At 56.5% G+C, this 22,479-nt stretch carries 17 protein-coding genes and 2 pseudogenes; 9 read left to right on the forward strand and 10 right to left on the reverse strand.

Annotation, left to right across the window (positions count from 1 at the left end; genetic code table 11):
* Nucleotides 1-26: 26 nt before the first annotated feature.
* From CD175_RS31910 to CD175_RS15480, 4 genes are all read right to left on the reverse strand, one after another.
* Nucleotides 27-158 (reverse strand): hypothetical protein, encoded by a 132-nt coding sequence (locus CD175_RS31910; protein ID WP_276309762.1) that lies wholly within the window; start codon nt 156-158, stop codon nt 27-29.
* 97 nt (nt 159-255) lie between these two features.
* Nucleotides 256-4,008 carry a DEAD/DEAH box helicase family protein gene (locus CD175_RS15470; protein ID WP_104449575.1) on the reverse strand — a complete coding sequence of 1,251 codons (3,753 nt, stop codon included), beginning with the start codon at nt 4,006-4,008 and terminating at the stop codon, nt 256-258.
* On the reverse strand, nt 3,992-5,986 hold the full coding sequence (locus CD175_RS15475; protein ID WP_104449576.1) for a phospholipase D-like domain-containing protein: 1,995 nt from the start codon (nt 5,984-5,986) through the stop codon (nt 3,992-3,994). Before CD175_RS15475 ends, CD175_RS15470 begins: the two co-directional genes overlap by 17 nt.
* Nucleotides 5,986-7,197, reverse strand: coding sequence for a hypothetical protein (locus CD175_RS15480; protein WP_104449577.1), 1,212 nt, complete (start codon nt 7,195-7,197; stop codon nt 5,986-5,988). Before CD175_RS15480 ends, CD175_RS15475 begins: the two co-directional genes overlap by 1 nt.
* A 223-nt stretch (nt 7,198-7,420) precedes the next feature.
* On the opposite strand from CD175_RS15480, the gene CD175_RS15485 reads away from it, so the two are divergent.
* The 3 genes from CD175_RS15485 (at nt 7,421) to CD175_RS15495 (ending at nt 11,216) form a co-directional block, all read left to right on the forward strand.
* Nucleotides 7,421-9,508: an AAA family ATPase gene (locus CD175_RS15485; protein WP_104449578.1), complete on the forward strand. Its 2,088-nt coding sequence runs from the start codon at nt 7,421-7,423 to the stop codon at nt 9,506-9,508.
* Between the two features lie 93 nt (nt 9,509-9,601).
* Nucleotides 9,602-10,624 (forward strand): helix-turn-helix transcriptional regulator, encoded by a 1,023-nt coding sequence (locus CD175_RS15490; RefSeq protein WP_167399530.1) that lies wholly within the window; start codon nt 9,602-9,604, stop codon nt 10,622-10,624.
* A 55-nt stretch (nt 10,625-10,679) separates the two neighbouring features.
* Entirely contained in the window at nt 10,680-11,216 is a 537-nt protein-coding gene (locus tag CD175_RS15495; protein WP_104449580.1) for a hypothetical protein, read from the forward strand.
* A gap of 28 nt (nt 11,217-11,244) precedes the next feature.
* Here the strand turns inward: CD175_RS15495 and CD175_RS15500 are convergent, their stop codons facing one another.
* The 3 genes from CD175_RS15500 to CD175_RS15515 form a co-directional block, all read right to left on the reverse strand.
* Nucleotides 11,245-11,997 carry an SIR2 family NAD-dependent protein deacylase gene (locus CD175_RS15500; RefSeq protein ID WP_104449581.1) on the reverse strand — a complete coding sequence of 251 codons (753 nt, stop codon included), beginning with the start codon at nt 11,995-11,997 and terminating at the stop codon, nt 11,245-11,247.
* 235 nt (nt 11,998-12,232) lie between these two features.
* A complete protein-coding gene (locus CD175_RS15510; RefSeq protein WP_104449583.1) occupies nt 12,233-12,490 on the reverse strand; it encodes a hypothetical protein in 258 nt (85 codons plus the stop codon).
* Nucleotides 12,480-13,097 (reverse strand): tetratricopeptide repeat protein, encoded by a 618-nt coding sequence (locus tag CD175_RS15515; RefSeq protein ID WP_146094581.1) that lies wholly within the window; start codon nt 13,095-13,097, stop codon nt 12,480-12,482. The genes CD175_RS15510 and CD175_RS15515 overlap by 11 nt, the downstream gene beginning before the upstream one ends.
* Nucleotides 13,098-13,240: 143 nt before the next feature.
* Here CD175_RS15515 and CD175_RS31355 point away from each other — a divergent pair, with 143 nt between their 5' ends.
* The 5 genes from CD175_RS31355 to CD175_RS15535 all read left to right on the forward strand — a co-directional run bounded on the left by CD175_RS31355 (nt 13,241) and on the right by CD175_RS15535 (nt 20,766).
* Nucleotides 13,241-13,405: a hypothetical protein gene (locus CD175_RS31355; RefSeq protein ID WP_167399531.1), complete on the forward strand. Its 165-nt coding sequence runs from the start codon at nt 13,241-13,243 to the stop codon at nt 13,403-13,405.
* A 466-nt stretch (nt 13,406-13,871) separates the two neighbouring features.
* Nucleotides 13,872-16,487 (forward strand): PD-(D/E)XK nuclease family protein, encoded by a 2,616-nt coding sequence (locus CD175_RS15520; RefSeq protein ID WP_240629007.1) that lies wholly within the window; start codon nt 13,872-13,874, stop codon nt 16,485-16,487.
* 2 nt (nt 16,488-16,489) lie between these two features.
* Entirely contained in the window at nt 16,490-19,675 is a 3,186-nt protein-coding gene (locus CD175_RS15525; protein WP_104449586.1) for a UvrD-helicase domain-containing protein, read from the forward strand.
* A gap of 84 nt (nt 19,676-19,759) precedes the next feature.
* Entirely contained in the window at nt 19,760-20,059 is a 300-nt protein-coding gene (locus CD175_RS15530) for a hypothetical protein (RefSeq protein WP_104449587.1), read from the forward strand.
* Nucleotides 20,060-20,145: 86 nt separating this feature from the next.
* On the forward strand, nt 20,146-20,766 hold the full coding sequence (locus tag CD175_RS15535; RefSeq protein ID WP_104449588.1) for a hypothetical protein: 621 nt from the start codon (nt 20,146-20,148) through the stop codon (nt 20,764-20,766).
* Between the two features lie 223 nt (nt 20,767-20,989).
* On the opposite strand, the pseudogene CD175_RS15540 reads toward CD175_RS15535, so the two are convergent.
* A pseudogene (locus CD175_RS15540) lies at nt 20,990-21,244 on the reverse strand (ATP-binding protein); the annotation flags it as partial.
* 5 nt (nt 21,245-21,249) lie between these two features.
* Between CD175_RS15540 and CD175_RS15545 the strand changes: the two are divergent.
* Nucleotides 21,250-21,554, forward strand: a pseudogene (locus CD175_RS15545) (IS21 family transposase); the annotation flags it as partial.
* Between the two features lie 65 nt (nt 21,555-21,619).
* On the opposite strand, the gene queD reads toward CD175_RS15545, so the two are convergent.
* Nucleotides 21,620-21,982 carry a 6-carboxytetrahydropterin synthase QueD gene (queD, locus tag CD175_RS15550; RefSeq protein WP_104449961.1) on the reverse strand — a complete coding sequence of 121 codons (363 nt, stop codon included), beginning with the start codon at nt 21,980-21,982 and terminating at the stop codon, nt 21,620-21,622.
* Between the two features lie 44 nt (nt 21,983-22,026).
* Nucleotides 22,027-22,464 carry a hypothetical protein gene (locus CD175_RS15555; protein WP_104449589.1) on the reverse strand — a complete coding sequence of 146 codons (438 nt, stop codon included), beginning with the start codon at nt 22,462-22,464 and terminating at the stop codon, nt 22,027-22,029.
* Nucleotides 22,465-22,479: the final 15 nt, after the last annotated feature.

The raw sequence follows: 22,479 nt of genomic DNA on the forward strand, positions 1-22,479 counted from the left end.
AATTAAAAAGCCAGGCAAATAGCGCATCACTCCCCGCTGGAGGCCGACTTGCGCCAGGTATCATTCTCTCGCTCCATCTGTTTGTACTTCAGATACAGATCAAAGCTCGCTTTGAGCACCACGGCCAAACCGACGGTAGCCAGCACGTTTTTCAACATTTCGCATCCCTCTCTTGTGGTCTGCCTGCAGCTTACGAACCGGTCGCGACAGATTGTGTCGGGGCTGAACAGCAGATTCAAAAGGCACGAAGAATACTCAGTCGTCGTCCCAGACATCCCCTTCCCGCCCCATCAATACGTGCTCCAGCCTGTCTGCCTGAGAGGCGACCTGATGAGCAATGTGCATCAACTCTTCATCATTCAGATGCTGCACCGGATGACACGCCCGCACGCTCAGCTCCTCGTCCTGGTCGACATGGAAGTCCACCAGATCGAATCGGCAATTGCGTCCAAGCGTGTGCTCCACCAGCGGCGACTGGCTGAACTGTTTGAACATCGCCAGTTTTCTGGTCCATTTACGGTCGACAACCTTGGAAGTGAACACCACGTATTGGCCCTTGAACCCCCACCGCACCAACTGGTATCGCCCCTCCAGTTTGAAATGGAACTCAAGCCGCCACGTCGATAGCCGCCTGATGCTCATGCGTTCAGTGTCGAGTACAAGTCTGTCTACCATGCCGTGGATGCGCGCGACCGATTCCTCGGTGCGTTTGCTGGATGTAGAACTCGAACCTGAGACACGCCGATAGACGTCGAGCACTTCGTCACCGACAAGAACACCATCGCTGCCCGCGTAATTTTCGGCGTTGTTCTGCATAGCGAACCGCTTGGGTTTTTCGGCCGTCGGCGCCAGCAACACCCGCCTGAACGGGTCGGTTTGTAGAGTCTTGAGGAAGCGAACGCGGCCGATGGGACTGTGGATGTCGCCTGGCTCGTCGATATCGCAGGGTATCGTTGCTGCTACCAGCAACTCAGCCATGCCAACGGCGCTGCGCACGGTAACGCTCGGCGTGTCGAATTCCGCCGTCGACAGATGCCAGCCGTTACCGGCGTCCCTCACGAAAGCCTGCGGATCGCCAGTCAGATCTCTAAGCGTGGTCCCCAATTGGGTTTTGACATGAGCCAGACGCCGCGTCATGACACTGGCCTGATTGCTTATCGCCTCACTGCGGTCATCGCCCTGAAGGTCTTCGTCAGTGATTTCATAATGGCTGGTGAGAAAATCGAGGATCTGCGGCTTTACGGGCGCCTGGTCCACCAACTCCTCATGCAGTTCCACTTCGCGCTTGAACCGGGGTCCCTGGTGGCCCACGGCATGCAACGTTTGAATGAATGCGTTCATGTTGGCCGCAGCCTGGCGTACCTGATAGAACTCCATGCTTTGACGGATGTGCGGAAAGCCCACTTGAATGAAGTGCTCGGCATAACGGTTACCGGCCGCGAGCATGCGCCGATGTGCCAATGAACCGACCCGGTCAACACGACCGACCTTTTGTTCCAGAGCGATGGGGCTGGAGGAGATACCGTAATGCACGACGCTGTCGCAGAAGGTGTGCAAGTCTTCCCCTTCTTGAAAGACATCGGTGGATATCAGCACCCGTGGATAGCCTGGCATGCGGAACAGCGTGGCAATCGCTGTCCGGCTGGCGCTGTTCTCACCGGTCGCTCCGCGAATGGGTGAAGTGGAACGGACCTGGGTGGCCAGGTACTTGGTCAGGCCGCTGACCGACCTGGAGTAAATCTCCGGAAAGTTGAGTTTGATCAACAAATCCAGGTTCACGACGGTATCACGCAATATCTGATAGCTGCTGAACGGGGTGTGGTTCGCACGCTGAACGCCCAACAGCTCGACGAGTGCATCTATGAACAGGCCGTCCGCGTCACCGTCCTTTTCCCTGCGAACGCTCCTGAGCGAATACAGATCAATGAAAGGATGATCCACACGGCACAGCGCGCCCAGCAGTTCCTGATGAGTACTCAGTCTGCGTAATAGCCGATCAACCGCACCATTGTTCAAAGTGGCAAGTTGAGTGAATACCTCTGGGCTCCATTGGGGGGCCAGTGCGGCAAGTTCGCCATGGCGCCGCAAGCTATCCCAGAGCGTTGAACGCTCCAGCTCACGGGCAAGAACTGAATGGTCAGCCAAGTCACACGTGGCCTGAAACCCTTCGAACAACACATTCAGCACTCGCTTGGCGACTATCGCGGCTGCATCGTCACGCGTTGCGACGGCCCGCAGATACGCATATTGAGCCAATCGATAACGTTGACCGGGACTGGCGACAGACTCGCTCTTGCCGATCACGCTCCAATCGATGTTCAACGACGTCACGGCGGGCATGCCCGGCAAAGATAACCAGTTAGCCTCGAACAATCGGCTCTGCAACAGCGTGCTACGGAAGTTGTGGGGCAACTGCCCCAGGCCCTTGATGCTGGCCAGCTCCGGATTCTGGCCACGATAGAACCAGGTAAAGAAATTGTCGCTGCTTGCCGATGCCTCGAACACGTCGGAGACATCGCTTTCGATGAGGGAGTGGCTACGTTCGACCGTGCGCGTTCGGTATAGCTGGTAACTCCTGGCAACAGCACTGTCGCCGACGATGTAGTCACCAATCCAATCGTCGTAGGCTTCTTCCAGCTTGAACTTCAGCTCGGAAACGCTGCGCACACGGCGGACGAAAATCAACTGTTTCTTGCCTTCGACAAATGCCAGGTGATGCGTCTGTTGACTCACGCTGTCCATTTTCGGATGCGGTGGTCTGCGTTTGAAGGCACTCTCGTAATCGTCCACCAGATATTCAACGACGCTGCGGTCTGCCGCATCCCGCAACGAGTCGCCGTCGTCCGCTGCTTCATGACCATCGAACTCTACCGGCCGGTTTTTTTCGCCAGGCAGATAACTCTCGAACGACGCCAGCATCCCCAGTTCAAAACGATTGGAGCAGTTCTCCTGCAAGTGCTCGCTCACCTTCTTTTGCAGCAGAGCGGCGAACAATTTTTGTGCTACGGTCATCTTCACTTCCGCAGCCTCACCGCTGCGATGCTCACGACGATACATGTTGCGGGTGTGAGCCACCTGATCAAGCGTGAGCGTGTTCAGGCGTCGTACGAACAAGCGACTGAGTGCCGCGTGCATGGCGGGGTCGGCCGGATCGCCGCCCTCCGGTAGTGCCGCATGTCCCTGGAAGCCGAACAACGCGAGTTGGTTACGCAACTGTCCAAGATGGCGGTCATAGGGTGTTGCCGACAGCAGCAACAAGCGTTTGATACGCTTGTTGTCGCCCAACAAGGTCGCCAACAAGCGGTTGCGGTCACTGCTTTCACGGCCAGCACGCAGGTTGTGCGCTTCGTCCACTACTACCATGTCGAAGCGAGGCAACATCTCGCCCAACGCCTTCACCCAGACATCTTTGACCTGCCGCTTGAGTCCCCCGGGATTGCTTCTGCCGTCCATAGCGTTCAACTGCTTGACGATCTTTTCCAGTAACTTGCGATGTTGCGGCATCAACTCCTCAAAGCGCTGGGTCCAACGCAGCATGTCCGCAACGGTATTACCCATGGCAAAGCTGAAGGCTGATGTGCAGATAAAAAGATCGCGCTCGTTGCCACTTGCCACTGTCTGAACCACCTCAGACAAATTGTGACAGGCTCTGAACGGCGTGACCGGCTCGCCCCCCAGTCCTTTGACCGCCATGTCCTCAAGCCGATAGTTGCTATGAACAAACGCCCGATAGTCCTTGATCCACTTGTCCCGAACGTTGTTTTTCGGCAACAGGTACAGGACGCGCAAACCGGGGTTGAAATGCCGAATCAATGCAGCGACACCAAGGCTGATGTAAGTCTTACCCATCCCCACTTCATCGGCGAGGTACGCCACCTGATGATCCGCGAGTTTGTTGTACAGGGCGACCGTGCCCAACAGTTGCTGCTCAGCCAAGCCCTTGAGTTCAGGGTTGCCGCCGGAAAAATCGATAACGGCCTCGGCCGTGGCCTTATTGATCCGCTGCATGGGGGGCATCCTTCTTCCGTGAATTTGCAGCGGTCAAGGGACGCTGAAATTGAGTCCTGAACCAGTCGAGGAAGCGCGCACCTTCGGCCTCGTCGAGATGACGCAACAGCTCGTCATTTTCCAGTTCGGTAATGAGCGCCTGTACGCGCCTCGTCAGGGTCGCGCAGCTGTGCTGTGGATATCGGGTCAACAAGCCATGCATGCTGACTAGCGTTAAATAGCGCACAACCACCGTTTCCTCATCACCGCCCCCTTTCTCCACGCTTTCAAGCAAGGCCTTCAAGGAGTCGGGCTGACAGCCCGCGAGGTAATACGCGAGTTTTTTTGCGTTGTTCTCGTCTGCCGCCAACGCAAGGCTGCGTTCCAATTGCCAGAACGCGCCATTGACCTGCGAGAACTCCGCAAAGAAGCTCTTGGCCTCTCCCGCGTCCACCATTTCCGGCAGTTGTTCATCCGCTGTACCAGGCGCGGTGCGCATGTTCAGCATCAGTTGAGCCAGTTCGCCGAACTGGCTGATTTTTTTGCTCAACCGCATCTCAATGAATAAACGCAGGAGGCTTTGCAAGTCCATGGCTGGCAGTTGGCTGGGACGGGAGTAAATGTTGCGCTGCGACACCATCAGGTAACGCTCCACGCACTCGACACCTGACTGCCAGCGCACCCTGACCAGAGAAGAGCGTTCCAGATGGTCGCGCAGTGCAGGCAGCAACGCAGTGCCCGAAGTTGTCTGTGCGAAAACTATCGAGCCAAGGCTTGGCGTCGAGTTGTCCAGCAATATCAGCTCACCACTGATCGAATCCTGTGCTGTCACTTCCAGCCATTGACTGTCCCAGTCGTATGCCAGGCGCAAGACCGGCATTGCCAGTCCTTCCGAAGCTTCAGCGCTATGCAAATCCGAGTCCGGGGCAAACCCCGCAGGCAGGGCCGTCAAAGGCTCCAGCAACGACGGGAAATCGCCTCCTTGCAGAAGAAAACCAGCCTCGACATTTTCCCGGAATGCCTTGTGGCTGAAATTCACTGACCCCACAAACTGCCACGACCGCTTGCCGCGCCCCTGGAATATCTTTGCATGTACCCGGCGAAAGGGGACTCCGATGACCTGGTGGCTATCGTTCCAGGCAGAGGCCCAGCCGCACCATTGATCGGTATTAAACGCGTCAAATACCCCAGGATCGACAAGTGCCCGCTCCTCCTCATCCCGAGGCAGCAGCAAACGGACTGTCGAGAACAGGCTCATCAGTTTCTGAGTATCGCCACTGTCCGGTTTCTCGCCGAAGAAAGGACTGACGATTTCCAACGTGGCTGCATCCTTGGCAGCGGGCAACGTATGTGGGCGCTGGCCAATGAAGTCGAGGAAAGCCAAACGGTTAGAAGCAGCCCCGGAGAAATAGAAGCTGCAATCGGGATCATCGGCGCTCGCCAACCAGCCGGCCTGCACATTCACGATTTCATCCAGGACAGGGGTGGGCGCGGCTGCCTGAAAAAATCGCAGTGCACGGCGCATGGGTTCAAGAATATTGGCAGGCGCACGAGTCGCCTGCAGCTCGACAAAATGTCCAACCTCGATGTTGTCCCACCACCCCGCCTTGGTCAGGTTGAATGACCCTGCCACCAGTAGAATCGTCGGTATCTGATCGCCCTTTTCCTGCAAAACCAACATTGCCATCTTGGCGTGTTGACACCCCCCGCCGATCCGCACGGGCAAATAATCGACTTCGAGGCGACTGCCTGCCGTGGGGTTGAATACATCCACGTCATGCACCACGGCAAAGCGCCTGCCCTTGTCCTGCATCAATGCCTGCAGCTGGACCGAGCGAATATCGCTCTGGCTTGAAAGTGCCTGATCGCCCAGTAGCAGCGGGATGACCTCAAGCTCGAAGAAGTCTGGCTCGAAGCTGTAGGTTGTGAAAAAAGCCGAGGTCACTTCGCGCTCACCAATACAGGCCCGGAACGCATCACTGATGGTGTGTGCTTTCATTACTGGCCTGCCTTGGCAATGGTCAGGAAGGAATGAAGAAAAAAGCTGTAATCCCAGGTTTTTCCACAATGACCGCAAAGATCCTCAGGCAACCAGGCGCGATCCACGGGAACCCGAACCCTGAGTTTGTCTGCCTCCCAGTGAAGCCACGCGGCTCCACCTCTCTGGCCCATCACTACGCTGTTCTGGATGACGATCTGCTCGATTACCGAAGCGGCATCGCCGCCGTTGGCAGCCTCCACGAGGCTCTGCAGGAACGATAAATGCGGCAACCCCGGCCTGCTCAAGCCCAACGGTAGAAATGGCGCCGTGAGCCGTGTACTCAAGTCGTCGATCAAATCGCTGCGGCTGCGGCCTTTCTGGCTTTGCAACCAGGCAACAAGCGTATTGGCAAACACCAGCACTGGTTGCAGCAGCAAAATTTGCTTTAGAACATCCTGCAATTGGGGGTCGACGCTCTGCTCGGTCAGTGCCCACTGAATGAAATCGCGCACTGAAGATTTATCGCCAGGCAACAGGAGCCACACGTTAACCGCCTTGAACAACGCGACTTGCAGGGCGCCAGCCCCTTGGTAATTCAGCAGCGCCAGGACGATGTGCTTGCGTACGCTTTTGTCATTGAGCAGCGCGGCAAAGTCGGGCGCCAACAGGGACAGTTGCGCCCGGGTCACATTATTCCGGCCGGCTAAATCCTCGAAGCGTTGCCACCGAGAGTCACCAAACACCTGCAACATAAGATCCGTGAGCGCCACGCCTCGGTCAGTCAGTCGTCTTTCACTGCCTTTGATAAGACCCGCTGCCTGTAGTGCGGAGGAATACAGCCCCCACAGCCCATAGCTGAGTTGATTGCTGAGGATTTGCGCCTTCTTGTGTATGCCCAATTCCATCGAGTCGCGCTTGAGATTGGCGATAGCAAGCTGGCTTCCCAGTGGCCCTGCTTTAACAGAGTCATGAAGTCGCAGGTAAGCCGACAGTTGCTCGGCGCGTGCGTACCGCTGCTGGACATCCTCAAGGGGACGAGATTTCGTGCCTGTATGGGCATATCGGCAGGCCAGCAACGCGACCATGAAATGGCTCATGCGGCTGGTGACCGTTGTCAGGTTACCCACCGCCTTTCGCCCCACCGAGCTCCAGATGGACTCGATGGCCAAGGGATCTCGTGATCCTTTAGGACGAAGCCTGTTATCCAGCAGAGATAGAACGGTAAGCATGAAAACTCGATCCTTGAGAAGGCTGACGCCGGACTGAACAAGGTGTTCAAACCAGCAATATCACCAGGCACCGACAAGATGTGTCGTCTGCAGTGATCTGGCATCCAGTGGGTCGCCGAGAGCGGCAGGCAATATGACATCACTCAATACGCACGACAACCACGACACATCCTGACCACTACTCGTCCTACCCTGCCGCCTCCACAGCATCAGGAGATCTAGCATGGGAACCCGATTAAACCCTTTCGCACACGGCAGCCGCCGCGCCGTTGACACCTGTGCGCTATCGCTGAAGTGGAGTTTCCAATTGCTGCTGGATCTGGGGGGACATCGCACCTTTATCAGCCGACACGGCCTCAATGATGAGGATCTGGCGCATGAACTGGGTCTGGCCAAATGGATAGACGGCGACAATTACAGTCCCGCACTTGCCTTGGCGACACTGCGCAAAGGCGCTCGTAGCTTCAACACCGATCCCCTGTATGCGCCCTACCCGGACAGCCTGGCGACCAATCTTGAGGCATTGGGAGAATTGTTGGGTTTGGCCGACGCAGAGCTCCAGGTGCTCGGTTTTTGCGTGCTGATGCACACCGATCCGACACTCAGTGATGCTACAGATCAGCTGGGAATGCTCGGACTCAACCGTGCAATAAAAGTGCTGTCCGTACTATTGGGCCTGCCGCTGCCGGAGGTCGAGGCCTGCCTGGCGCATAACAGCCCACTGATGCGCACCGGGCTGCTGGAAATAAGCAATAACCATCGTTCCGTCATGGCGTTGAGTTCGATGTTGTCGGTTAGCAACCCGGATCTGCCTGGCCTCTTGCGCTTCAGCAAAGGCACGCCACTGGAGCTGTTCGCCTATGCGTTCCGTTTGAGTCCACCCGGCAGCTTGAACTGGGAGCATTACAGTCATGTCAGACAGCCGCTGATGATCGCCGAACGCTACCTGAGCAAATCCTTGGCCCAAGGGCGTCAAGGTGTGAACATTTTGCTGTATGGCCCGCCTGGTACTGGCAAGACTCAACTCAGTCGTCTGATCGCTCACAGCCTGGGCAGCGCTCTTTATGAAGTCGCCTGCACTGACAGCCAAGGCGACCCGGTGTCCGCCAAGCAACGTCTGTGCTCCCTGCGCGCGGCCAATAGTGTGCTGCATTCTCAACGCGCCTTGCTCGTACTTGACGAGATCGAAGACATCTTCCAGACCGCCAGCACAGACGCCAATAGTCGCTCGCAGAAAGGCTGGATCAACCGCATGCTGGAAGAAAATACGCTGCCGTGTTTCTGGCTGAGCAACAGCATAGAGGCTATCGACGCCGCCCATATACGACGCTTCGATATGGTGATCGAGGTGCCCAACCCGCCGCTGGCACAACGCAAGCGGATGCTGCGCGAGTGTGGCGGTGGCAAATTGAGCGATCAGTTGATCGAACACCTCAGTGCGCACGAGCGAATGACGCCTGCCGTGCTGGAGCGAGCAGTGCGCGTAGGACGCAGCGTGTCGCAGCGCGCCAGCAAGGCGCTGGATAACACTATTCGTTGCATTGTCGACGGCACGCTGAAAGCTCAAGGGTTCGAAAAACTTCAGCACACCGACAGCGCTTTGCCAGCGCTTTATTCTCCGGAGTGGATCAACGCCGACCTCCCACTGGACGGACTGGTTGACGGTTTGCGCTCTCATCCACAAGCACGGTTGTGTTTCTACGGGCCACCCGGCACTGGCAAAACCGCATTTGGCCACTGGCTGGCGCAGGAGCTGGGCAAGCCGCTGATGGTCAAGCGAGTCTCCGACCTCGTATCCCCTTACGTAGGAATGACTGAGCAGAATCTGGCGGCTGCCTTCGAGCTCGCGCAACGCGAAGACGCCGTACTCCTGCTGGATGAGGTCGACAGTTTTTTGCAGGACCGGCGCAAGGCGCGGCAAAGCTGGGAGGTCACTGCGGTCAATGAAATGCTCACGCAAATGGAGACCTACCGAGGGCTGTTCATTGCCTCCACAAACCTGATCCTCGATCTGGATCAAGCCTCTCTGCGGCGCTTCGACCTTAAGGTGCATTTCGGCTACCTGGCAACCGCTCAGGCTCAGGCATTGTTTGCCGCACATCTGAAGGCTCTGGCGCTCAAGGACCCACAAAACAGTGCTGCGACTCGCTTGCGCGGCGAGGCATACCTGACTCCCGGTGACTTCGCGGCGGTCGCGCGCCGGGGGCGCTTCAAGCCATTCGCCAGCGCGGATGAATTGGCAGGAGCACTGCTTGCCGAGTGTCAATTGAAGTCCACTGGGCAGCAGCGCCCTATCGGTTTCATACATTAAACGGACTAAAGGTTGCCGGACTGTCGCCGATAGGCAGACAACCGGCTTATTCGCCAGCCAAAGGCCAGCTTCAACACTACAAGGATGATTCTCTTGCCTTCAGCCAAGACCCATAGCGCTTTGAGTCGTCAATGGGAGCTGTTGCAACAGCTGCCCAAACGCTCACCCGGTATCACAGTGAGTGAATTGCTGACTCGCCTGACGGCCACTGGCTACTCCATCAGCCGCCGCAGCATCGAGCGCGACCTGCGTGACCTGTCCCTGGTGTTTCCATTGCAGTGCAACGATGGTGGTACGCCCTTCGGTTGGTACTGGAAACCGGGCGTGAGCGTCGAGTTGCAGGGCATTACTCTGACTGAAGCCGTAAGTCTTGCGTTGGTCGAAGATGCAATCCGTCCACTGCTCCCGGGCAGCATGTTGAGCGTGCTGGAACCGCGCTTCGAGCATGCCCGGCAAAAACTCAAAGGCCTCGAAGACGGCAACCCCGCCGCGCGCTGGCCCGACAAAGTTGCGAGCGTTCGGCCGGATTTCAATCTTCGAGCTCCGGAAATCCAGGCAGAAACGTTGGAGGCACTGCAGCATGCCCTGATTAGCGAACAGCAAGTTCATTGTCAGTACTACTCGGCACACACCGACAAACTCAGTGTACTGACTCTCAACCCCCTGGCGATTGTCCAGCGGGGACTGATCACCTATCTGATCGCCACTGCCGCGCCGTATACCGATGTCCGTCAGTTCGCGGTGCATCGCTTTCGTGCGGTAACGGTGCTCGACACGCCATGCCAGGGGCTGGAGTCATTCGAGCTGCAAACCTACCTTGCCACCGACGCCCTGCAGTTCGGCAAACCCGAGAAAATCCGCTTCAAGGCTTGGGTGAGTGAACATCAGGCGCGGTTGATTCGAGAGACGCCACTGAGTAAAGACATGGCGCTCGAAGCACTGTCGGAGGGTTACCAGGTGCAGGCTACGGTCAACAACACGTGGCAACTGCACTGGTGGATTTTGTCGTTGGGCGATTCTTTGGTCGTTCAGGAGCCGGCAGCACTACGCCAACAGGTAGGCGACACATTGCGCCGTGCCGCTGCGGCGTATGAGCCTGAAAACAGTTCGCTGTAAGCAGCCGACACGACGGACCAAAGCATTGGTCGAACACTCAAAAAGGGAGGCGTATATGCTCACACCATCGACCCTGACCGGCATCGCCAGCAATCTCCGGAAGCTAGCCGAAGTCGTCGAAGGCACAGCCATTGATAGCCACCATGACGCATGCATTCCATTCAGCGAGATCCGCGAGGACTACCCCGCACAAACGCTGGAATCCCTGACATCATGGTCCAACACTGATGCACGTTACATCTACCAGTTTTCAGTTGAAAGCAATGTGTATGAAGAGCTCCACGGCGCTTTTAAAGAGGCCAAGTTGAGTCGGAAAAATGATCGAGCGTACTGCCGCCTCAATCCTGCCTCAGCGTTGCTGTATGTCGGGAGTTCCTGCGACCTGGGCGCGCGGATCAAACAACACCTTGGCTTCGGAAATAAAGGTACCTACGCCATGCAACTCCGCTATTGGTTGCCAGAACGCGAGGGAGTGCTGCATATTCAAGCCTGGCGTTTCAGTAACGAGATCGACGGCGCCGTCGTCCAGGCGATAGAAGACGGCTTGTGGGCCTCGAACAAACCCATGTTCGGCAGACAGGGCGCGCGTTAAGCCACTCGCTGACCGCTAGAGGCGTCCGCTATTCCTTTGCCTGAGCAAGCAACCGCGGCAGTATTTCTGCCGCTTTGCCGACGAGACTGAACTCCCTTTCTCCCTGGACCGATTCTCGCTGCAGGTTGACATGCACGACTACAGCGCCATGCTCCCTGGCGATCCGGGGAATTTCCGCCGCTGGCTGCACCAGCCCCGAAGTCCCCACCGAAATCAGCAGATCGCAATCTTTGACGGCCGCCAGCGCATCACGCCATACCTGCTCCGGTAGCGACTCACCGAACCAGACCACGCCCGGCCGGACCTTGCCGTTGCAATGTCGGCAGCGTGGCGGATCGATTCTGCGTCCGTCTTCAGGTTCATTCAGCTGATCTGTGGTGCCCTCATACGGCCGGGCACACGCAAAGCAGCGCGGTGAGTGGAGGCTGCCGTGCAAATGAACCACTCCATGACAACCCGCACGCTCGTGTAAATCGTCGACATTCTGAGTTATGACCGTAAGCCTGGCGACTAGCCGAGCGAGTTCGGCAATAGCCAAATGGGCGGGGTTCGGTTTGGCGGTACGTACCTTTGAGCGTCGCCATTCATACCATCCCCACACCAGCGCCGAGTCGTTGCGAAATGCATCGGCAGTGGCCAACGCAGCTGGATCGAAACGCTCCCACAAACCGGTCAAGGCGTCGCGAAATGTCGGAATGCCGCTCTCGGCAGAAACGCCTGCGCCAGTAAATACGACCACATGAAAAGCATCACGTAAACGTTGCCCATGGAACTCGATCATGACTCCCCCTATCTACGTAACTGGGCAAACCATTCAGCCAACGTACGATCAATCAAATTGGCCGGTTGCCGGGTCAACGCTTCGTTTCCACATTTCTCACATCGATCGCACCAATCCCCCGGTCCAAGGGCATCGCTAAGTGGCACGACCGTTTTCTTCCAGCCACATTTGCCACAGACAAATGTGAAGGGTCTTGGTCTTATGGGCATGTCATTACTCCTCTGTCATGCTCGCTTTACGCCACAGGCAGCAAGGCTTGCAGAATTTCCACCTTGCGCTGTAGCTGTTCCACATGAGCCTTTTCCGCTCTCAGCGCCGATCTGAGCTCGCGATTTTCCTCGGCATGCCAATTCGAGCGCGTTTGACGCTCCTGCGTAGTGACATGCCAATAGCTGAGTAAACGCCAGGTTTTGCCGCATCGCGTGTACAGCGCAACCAGCACTGAAAGGATCAGCCCCAGCATCGCCATCGATACCCAACTCTCAAAACCCATAGCATTTTTCTCCTGACGCAAACGCAGCTCCGGCAGCCAACCGGTACCAGTGCGTAGCCTTGGCAAAGTCTGGCGCCTGCCCATCCATTCCTTTTTCATGCAAACGCCCTAACGCCTGCGCCGCACACGTGACGCCGCGTTCATAGGCCTGCTCGTAGTAACTGGCCGCAAGGTCCTGGTTAACGCACATGCCTCGGCCGTACCAGGCTTGCTCGCCAAGATTGAATGCCGCCTCACCCGATCCCAACACATACGCGAGTTTGAACAACCGCCGAGCGAGGACGCTATCGAAAGGGACGCGACGACCGTTGATCCATAGCCAGCCAAGATCATTGAGCGCATCCGGGTCTGAGGCGAGCGCGTCATCGCGTAGCGAACGATAAAGAATGCGCAGCAACGCGGGATCGACCATGGTGACCAGGGGGCTCGCGGCCTTGATCGTGAGGTAGGCAAGATTGCCGTCGACAGGCGCTTTCAACACCCTCAAGGACGGCATGCCAATGTCTGCATCCGCAACGCATGGCGACCGCGACTCGACAAACCGCATGCTCTCGGCATCGGGTAACAGGGCATCCAGAAACTGGAATACTTTTTCATCAGGGCTCATTCGGACAGCCTTCCGGTTGATCATTCGATAGGGCTCATTATCGAAATGACAACGACATTTTGTGTCGTACACGCATCTCGACACATCCTGTCGCGCTGATCACAACAATGAAGGCTCATCAATACAACCCAGAGCCAGCACTCATGAAAACCTACAGCGTCTTCATGCAACGCTCCATCGCCACTGCCGGCCCGCAAGCCAATTTCACCATCACCGTACAAGCAGTGAGCTCGGCCATGGCCAAGGTCACTGCCGAAGCCCAGTATCCCGGTTACAAGTGTTTCAACGCTCCCACTCAGGTTCGCTGACGTTTCTCCACCTGTGGATCCCTCCCCTCAACAAGTGATAGCTTATCGCCACACTGCGCGAGAATGCACTGAACTGAGTATCCCCGAATGCTCAAGCCTGAGCCTAATCCGTCGATACAGCCTCGATAACCAAGGCCAAGCGGACATCCTCTGCCCCAAGGAAACTCCTGGAATGGATTACCAGTCGCTCAAGACTCGCCACCACAACGAACGCAACGCCCACCACCCCAACATCGCCTTACGTGTTCATCGAGCCCTGAGTTGGCTCAATCCTGGATAAGTCGCAAATATGGCGAGAACAGCGCCTTCGCTGACAAACGTGTCGACCACGACGCAATCCGTCGCACCTCGTTCGTACGGTAGCCGCCAGCCGCTAAATGTGTTTCGTATTTAGGTCGTTACAACAACTCACCGATAGCGGTGTGTTGAACCCTCAACGTTCACAAGGAGCGTCAACGTGTCTGAAATGCTCATCACGTTCGGAATGCAACTCGATGGTCAACGGGCAACCCGGGCGAGCAATCAGCTGGGCGCTTTGACGGTCGGGCCACAGGGGTTTCTGGATATTCTGGAAACGCAACTGGGCCTGACAGCACACCAGCCTTGCACGGCGCAGCGTACAGCGGCGTATCGGGATTGCCTGGCACACTGCAACAACGCACAGCGTTTCTACACCTCCAGTTTTTCCGCTGATGAACTGGGTGTGTCCGCTGCATTGCTGGCTTGGCGAGATGACTTGTATCTGTACGGCTGGGATGGGCGCGTGGAGGCAGATGCCAGCCAGCGCCTGAAGGACCTTACCGAGGTAGAGATGAAAGCCCGCGAGGTAGTCGCGCCTTCGATTGGGCAACGTCTGCACAATGTTGCCGCGGCCCTGGCTATGCGGCGACCACCGATCAAGAATGTGCTACTGGCTGACGATTGGGAGGTGTATCCACTTGGTTGGCAAGCGGTGCTGCATCACCTCCCACACGAGCGCCTCGAGGTGCCCGTGGGCACGGCGCAAGGCTTCCTAGGCCAGTTGCAGACGCAACTGCGCAAGAGCATTGCCGGTGAGCGCCTGACACCGATACCGTGGCAAGAGGACGGCACGGTAAAGGTAGTTCAGGCACAGACGCGAGTGTTGGCGGCGAGTTGGTTGAGCCGCTCGCTGGATGAAAGCGTACAGACCTTGCTGGTGGCCGGTGCCGAAGGCGGCTGCCTTGATGGTCATTTAGTCGGTGCAAACCAAGCTCGCCATGGCCTGAATGGCAGCAGCGATTTGCGGCCGGCCCTGCAGGTATTTCCTTTGGCAATGGAGTTGCTTTGGGCGCCACTGAATTACCCGGCGCTATTACAGTTTCTGACCCATCCGATATGCCCGATTCGGCTGTTTGCCCGTCGTCAGTTGGCGACCAAGGTATCGAGTATGCCGGGTATTGTCGGAGCCGAATGGGACGCAGTCCTGGAGCGCATCGCAGAACACTACGGTGCCGAAGCGCCTCGTGTTCGGACATCCATTGGCGACTGGCTCGAAGCTCCCACGTTCAGTGTTGATGAAGGCGCGCCGCTGAGCGAAGTGCTGATGCGTGTCCAGCGCTTGCTCGCGTTCTTTCAACCGCGCCTGGGCCACGAAGAACCCGCACACAGCCTAGCTGCTCGGGCGGGTTATGCGCAGTGCGAAGCTGCTTTGGAAACACTAGAGACGCTTCAACTTCAAGGCGTCGAGCGGTTGCGTCCGCGGCAGTTGCAGCAGGTGATCGAACAGGCCACTGCGAGTGGCACGGATAATCCGTTACTGGCCGCCCAGGTCGGCGCTCATTCGACCGTTTCCCGCCCGGGGGCCGCCATTGAGAGCTCGGACACGGTGGTGTGGTGGAATCTGGCCATGCCGGCACTGCCAGCCATTTCGCCGTGGTCCAAGGCGGAACTGCTGCAACTCGAAAATGCAGGAGTGGCGCTGCCCGACGGCGGAATGCTGCTGGCTCAAGCGGCCCAAGACTGGCTACGGCCTTTGCTGGTCGCGAACCGCAATCTAACGCTGGTGCTGGCGCCACCGCACGAGGAAAGTCACCCACTTTGGCAGATGATCGAAGCGGTTGTTCAGCACCCAAAAGTACATGCGCTGGAGGACCTTTTGCTTGCGCCCGGCCTCCTATTTCAGCCACAACCGTCGACCCCCCTACCAGTGCGCCAACGCTGGTGGAAGCTGCCGGCAGACATGCCGCTGGCTTTACCGGAAAAAGCCTCTTTCTCAAGCCTCAACCTGCTGCTGTTCAACCCTTACCAATGGTTGCTGCAATACGGAGCCAAGATTCAGGCATCCAAGAGTCTCAGCCTGAGCGACAGTTTTCTTCTGAACGGTTCGCTTGCTCACCGTTTAGCTGAACACTTTTTCAGCCGAGCCGACGCTTTGACCATGGACACGGCAGCCTTCGCCGCATGGTTCTCGATTCATTTCCCGCGCGTGGTGCGTGAAGAAGGGGCAGTGCTGCTGATGGAGGGACGCGGTGCCGATCTGTCGACCCTGCGTCACCGAGTGTTGCGTGCAATGACCCAGCTGCGAGCGCATTTTGCCAATGCCAATGTCCATGCCGTAACCGCAGAGCAGGCGTTGGATGGACAATTCGCTGGAGGCGCTCTAGCGGGCTCTGCCGACCTGGTGCTGACCACAGAAGACGGGCATCGAGCCATCGTCGACATGAAGTGGGCCGGTGGCAAAAAATACCCCGAACAACTCAAGGCGAACCGCCATTTGCAACTGGCGATTTATGCCGAATTGCTGCGCCAGGAGACCGGCTCGTTGCCGTCCGTGGCGTATTTCATTCTGGAGTCCGCCCGCCTGCTGACACCGGATGACCACGTATTTGCCGATTCGGAGCGGGTGCCCGCCAATCCACCAAGCACCACGCCCGAACTCTGGCAGAGCTTTACCGAGGCCTGGAAATGGCGTCAGGCGCAAATCACTGCGGGCCTCTTTGAAGTGGCACTGGAAAGCATTGAAGAGGACGAGGCTTCGACACCGCCCGAGAAAGCGATGCCAATGGAATACCTCAAGGAAGCCTACAACGACTACCTGGCCCTGGCCGGATGGGAGCAATGACAATGCCTAAGAACGCGCACATCACTTTTATCAGCGCAGGCGCCGGCAGCGGAAAAACTCACCGGCTCACAGAGATTCTGCACCAGGAATTGCTCAGTCAGCAGGTCCAACCTGCAGGCGTTATTGCCACCACCTTCACACGAAAAGCGGCGGCCGAACTTCGTGAGCGAGTACGCAGCCATCTGCTTAAAAAAGGTGAGATTGGCTTGGCGACCTCTATGGGGCAGGCCCGAATAGGCACCGTCAACAGCGTTTGCGGCCAATTGCTTGAGCGCTTCGCATTTGAAGCAGGCATGCCACCACAACAGCGAGTCCTGGAAGAGAGTCAGGCGAAAGTGCTGCTCAATCAGGCAGTAGATCGGGTCCTGCATGGTGAAAGCATGGACACCTTCCTTGCCGTCGCACGCCGTCTTGGCCTGGAAGTCACCCATCAACAGGGCGACTATGCGAGCAATAACTGGCTCGATGAACTTCGCCGACTATTAGATCAGCTACGCACCAACGACATCGACCTCGATCTGGCCCGTGGTTTTGCAGTCCGCAATGCCGAGGATATGCTTGAGCATTTCCCCTCTGCGACCAAAGCCGACTTGAGCGGTGAGCTCCTGCGCATCATTCCTGATGTACTTGCTGAACTGCTCGCTGCCAACAGCGACAAGAGCAACACCAGGACGTATGTATCATTGCTCACTGATTTTCAGCGCGAACTGCCCCAAGGCAACGCCCGCTGGAGTGACTGGGCAAAGCTGGCCAAATCGGCCCCGGAAGCCAAGCTGAAGCCTTTGGTTGAAAGCCTGACCGAAACGGTCGAGCGCTACGCCGAACACCCAGACTTGCATCGTGATATCACGGTGTATCTAAAACAGGTGTTCACCTTGGCCACCGACGCATTGCATGTATACAGCCAGAGCAAACTTGAGCTCGGCGTGCTGGACTTTGCCGACCAGGAACACGCATTGCTGAAGCTTCTAGACAACCCCGCCGTGATTCAGATGCTGGAGCAAGAACTTGATCTGGTCATGGTTGACGAGTTCCAGGACACCAGCCCGATGCAGTTGGCGGTCTTCCTGAAGCTTTCTCGCTTTGCCAAACGGGTTTACTGGGTAGGCGATATCAAGCAAGCCATCTATGGCTTCCGTGGCAGCGACTGTGCATTGATGCAGGCCATCCTGAACGCCTTGCCCGAACTGGGTGGTGAGAAACAGGTGTTGCTCAACTCGTGGCGCTCACGATCGGAGTTGGTCGAACTGGCCAACGAAGTATTCAGTCAGGCGTTCGCCAACAGCTTGCCGCCCGATGAAGTCCGGCTGTTACCCACCCGCGAGGATCAATTGCCCGGGCCCGCCTTCGCCAACTGGCTACTCGATGGTAGCAACGCCGAGCAGCAGGTGAGTGCGTTGGCTGAAGGGATTGGCCAACTGGTGAACAGTCGGCATCAGATATTCGATAAAGCCACCAAAGAAATCCGTGACGTCCGGCTGGGCGATATCACCGTACTTTGCTACTCCCACAGCAACGTCGCCAAAGTGACCGCCGCCCTCGCTGCAGCGGGAATGCCCTGCTCCACTGCGCAGCCCGGCTTGCTGGCTACCGCAGAAGCAACCCTGGCGCTGGCGTGCTTGCGTCGCTTGAATGATCCCTTCGATACCCTGGCTACCGCGCAGATTGTTTCGCTGGCTGAGGCAGAAGAGCCGGAGAGCTGGGTTGCGGAGCGCCTGCGTTATTTGCATGCGGGTCATCCAAAAGCGCTGTGGCGCGAGCAAGACGTCGACGATTATCGGGCACACCCCTTGGTTGCGGCAGTGGCGCGGCTGCGCGCGGACCTTCCATTGCTGACGCCTGTGGAAGCGTTGCAGCGCTTAATCGCTGAGTGTGACTTACCCTCGCGCGTCACGAGTTGGTCGACCTCGCCGGCACAGGCTCAAAAGCGCATAGCCAACCTCGACGCAATAATCGACTTGGCACAGCAATATGAGGACCTATGCCGAAATGGGCTAGGGGCTGCATCTATCTCCGGGCTGGTGCTCTGGTTGGGCGAAACGGCCAGCGCCAACAATGATGCATTGGCCACACCGGCGTTGGACGCCGTTCAGGTGATGACCCATCATGCCAGCAAAGGTCTGGAATGGCCGGTTGTCATCCTGATGGATTTGGCTCGCGATATTGGCGACCGTCTATGGTCCGTTTCTTCGCGCTCCAATAGCGCGTTCGATCCGCACAAACCATTGCACGACCGCTTCATCCGCTACTGGCCTTGGCCTCTAGGCAAACAGCAGAAGGTCCCGCTGGCCGAGAAGTTCGAGCAGACCAGCATGGCCCAAACGTGCCGAGAGGAAGCTGTTGAAGAAGCAAAACGCCTGCTCTACGTGAGCATGACCCGCGCCCGCGATCTGCTGGTGATTGCACGTTCCGGCAGAAAAACAACCGGGCAGTGGCTCGACTGTGTTCAAGCGCCGTGGTTGATGACAGCCCCAGGCGAGCAGGTTCTAAGTTTACCTGGCGGAAAAACGTTGCCGGCTGACTGTCGAACACTTACCGCCGGCAATACGCCAGAACCTATCGCAGTTGCCGTGCAAAATCTGCATTGGTTTGCCCCACTGCTAGTTACCAAGCCCCGTATGCAATTGAGCTTTCAACCGTCCAGTAGCGGCACCCGCTCGGTGACAGGCGCCGGCGAAAAATGCCAAATCGGCACCCGCATTGCCTTGCAGGGCAGCCCGGAAATTAGTGCATTGGGGACCGCGATTCACGCCTGCTTGTGCCTTTCGTTTACAGATCCTAACCGTCCCGTCGTCCTGGACGAAGTGCAGCGCCTGCTGCTGAGCCATGAGGTACATGAGCATGTGAGCGCCAGCCAGGTCATCAATCAGCTATTTGCCTTGAATGCCTGGATCGAGTTCCGGTGGCCGCAGGCTAAAGCCATGGCCGAGTACCCGGTGCAACAGTTGCTCACCTCGGGGCAGGTACTGAATGGACGGATTGACCTGTTGTTGGACACGAAGGATGGCTGGGTGCTGATTGACCACAAATCCAATCCTTCTCCCGAGGCGCAGTGGGAGCGGCTGGCTCAAGAACATGCTGGCCAACTTGACGCGTATGCCCAAGCGATTGAGGCGGCATCCGGCAAACCAGTTACAGAGGCATGGCTCTTCCTGCCTACGGCGGCCGGTGCCGTTCGCGTTTTTTAACAATGGGCGTGTTTCACTCGCGCATTAACGATCATTCCAGACGGTCAGGATTCCTTCTGACCGCCTGACTCTAAGGAAAAAAGCATGACGTTGTATGAATCAATTCTGCTGGAAACACGTAATGGCGCACTGAGCAACCCTTTTGAGGTTCAGGAACTGACCTCGGAGCAACGCCGGGTGATGCGCCCCGAGGGTAAGGCGCTGGTTGAAAAATATCGGATTGGTTTCGAGTTTTTCAAGAAGTCGGCGATTGGAACCACCATCGCCAACAATGCACAAGATGGAAAGACCGGTGCGGATGGATTCAGTGTTGGCAAAGGTGCCAAAGTCCAGTACATGCGGGTAAAGCCCGGTGTATACACCGTAATGGGCATCGAAGAATAAAGACTTGGCAGGCTTTTAGTTATCTGAATCACTGCCACTTTCCAGACCACCTCCCTACTCTTAGGCAGTCCAAACGAGCCCTACCTATGACGATCAAACAAGCAAACGAAATAGATTCCGCTTACGAAAAACAATACGACGAGTTCAACAAGCAGCACGATTTCCTGAAAACGGTATTCGGCCGTACTCCACTGGGAGACGACCTGGATACGCTGATGGATAAAGTCAGTGATGCACGATGGTTGAACGTCAAAGCCGGATGGTTATCGGACACCACCGATAAATTCGATCGCCTCGATTACTTCGTTGCCCGACTCAAGCAGGATTACCGCGGGAGTTTCATAAAAAGCCTGGCCGATGTACCCGATGACTTGAGAGAGGAATTCCCCGACGACGAAGCCGAGTTCCAGGCGTTCATGGCCGAGGAGCGCGAGACCTGTTACAGCGCCTACGATGAAATGACTTGCTTGCGATCGGATGCAGAGGAGGAACTGGTCGCTAACGATTACTTCGACACGATTGGCTCACAGCCGAGTGACTTCGAGTTCAGCCCCTACGAAGAAAAATGCTTGCTGCCGCTGGTAGAAAATCTTGAAAGACTTTGGAACAAGCATAAGGCCGTGGGGTTTGGCTTGATGTGTATGGCTAGCCATTTGGGTGATACGGATTATGATCTTAGTATGACGCGCGCATTGATGTTCGATTGAACCGGTGCCTCAGGAGGCATGAGCCAAAGCACTCGAGTTCGTAACTGGTCAGGACTGTGGGCGCTGATTGAAAACTGCCCCACCCTGCCAATTGAAAATTGACCCAGGGCGGATTGCTGATTTTTGCATCTGCAATTGTGGATAAGCCTAGCAGCACTGTCCTGCGCCATCAGCACTAAGCCCCACCGCATGCAGGCATGCCGCAGAGTATTCCCGGGGCAGGTCAAAACGGTTTATCGTCCTCTGTACCGTCACTGTCCTTGCGCTTTCGCTCACGTGACTTGATCTTTGTCTGGGCGACCAAGTTGCTGTGTTGCAGGCGGTAGGACTCGTTACCTGTTTCGACGATATGGCAGTGGTGTGTCAGCCGATCAAGCAATGCCGTGGTCATCTTGGCGTCACCGAACACACTCGACCATTCCGAGAAGCTGAGGTGGGTCGTGATGACCACGCTGGTGTGCTCGTACAGCTTGGACAGCCTTCAACAAACTCAGTCAATTTCACGAGACGCTGGAACAGGCGCTCAAGGCCGATTCCTTCCGGGCAAAGCACAATCGTAGGAGCGCCAAGCGCTATTCGAACAGATCAAGGCCGAGGGTTACGGCGGCGGCGAGGCCTTTCAGTTCGACTGGAGCGAAGAAGGACTGCCGATCGGCGGCCTGTTTCGACGCATCCAGGTATCCCACATGAAGCTGTGCGCCAGTCGCGCATTTTGGTTGGTCGCGTATCCCAGCCAAGGCCACGAGATGCTGTTCGATGTCCATACCCGCTCGTTTGCCGCGTTAGGTGAAAGCCTAGACCAATCCAGTGAACTACACACTTCGCATAGCTCTACTTTTTTACACGAGAGTGGTTATACCTCCGGCCCTTTATAAATACATCCACTTGTACATGTCTCGTGAATACGTACTGCGGATAGTTCGGGAAGCAATGGCTTTAGCTCCTGCCAAACCCAAACGGCTAAAACCTCGCTCGTCGGATTCTCCAGCCCGGGAATTTCATTAAGGTAATTGTGATCTAAACGTTCATACAGAGGCGCGAAAATTTCCTTTATCTCGGAAAAATCCCTGACCCAACCCGACGTCCTATCGACAGGGCCATCAATATAAATTGCAATACGAAAAGAATGACCATGCAGACGCCCACATTTGTGCCCATCTGGAACATTGGGTAGTCGATGAGCGGCCTCAAAAACGAACTCTTTAAAAATCTCCACTGACTCCTCCCATATCTCACGCAACAAAAAACAAAACAGTTAGATTAAATCTTCCAAGACTCAAGGTCGACGCATAACGTTTCAAACAAAAACTCTACAACTTTGGTTCGCCCCTCACCCAGCGCTGATGCAATGGTAATCACGGAAATCAAAATTGAGTTAACAGTGTGCAAGTCGGTTACATCACTCAGAAAATTCAATATTTCTTCGAATTTCCCCAGCAAATCGGCTTGGGAAAAATTTAATGCCTGCACCACATGGGTAGATGGCGTCAGGTAGAGAATATTCGCACGCGTCCGCAAACCGTAGGCTTCAGTCAGCATGCCATACCCTTCCGAAGGGAAAGCTTCGTCCTGCCCTGCAAGCCTTCTCAATGCCTCCTGAAAAGCCATGGACAGGTGAAGAATAACTTCTGAGAACTCTTTTACACTGGCGTCACTGGCCAGGGCTGGAGACAGATCCGAGGAAACCAAAGTAGTCATAATGCCTCCTAAATA

It is taken from the genome of Pseudomonas laurylsulfatiphila (assembly GCF_002934665.1).
Lineage (GTDB): Bacteria > Pseudomonadota > Gammaproteobacteria > Pseudomonadales > Pseudomonadaceae > Aquipseudomonas > Aquipseudomonas laurylsulfatiphila.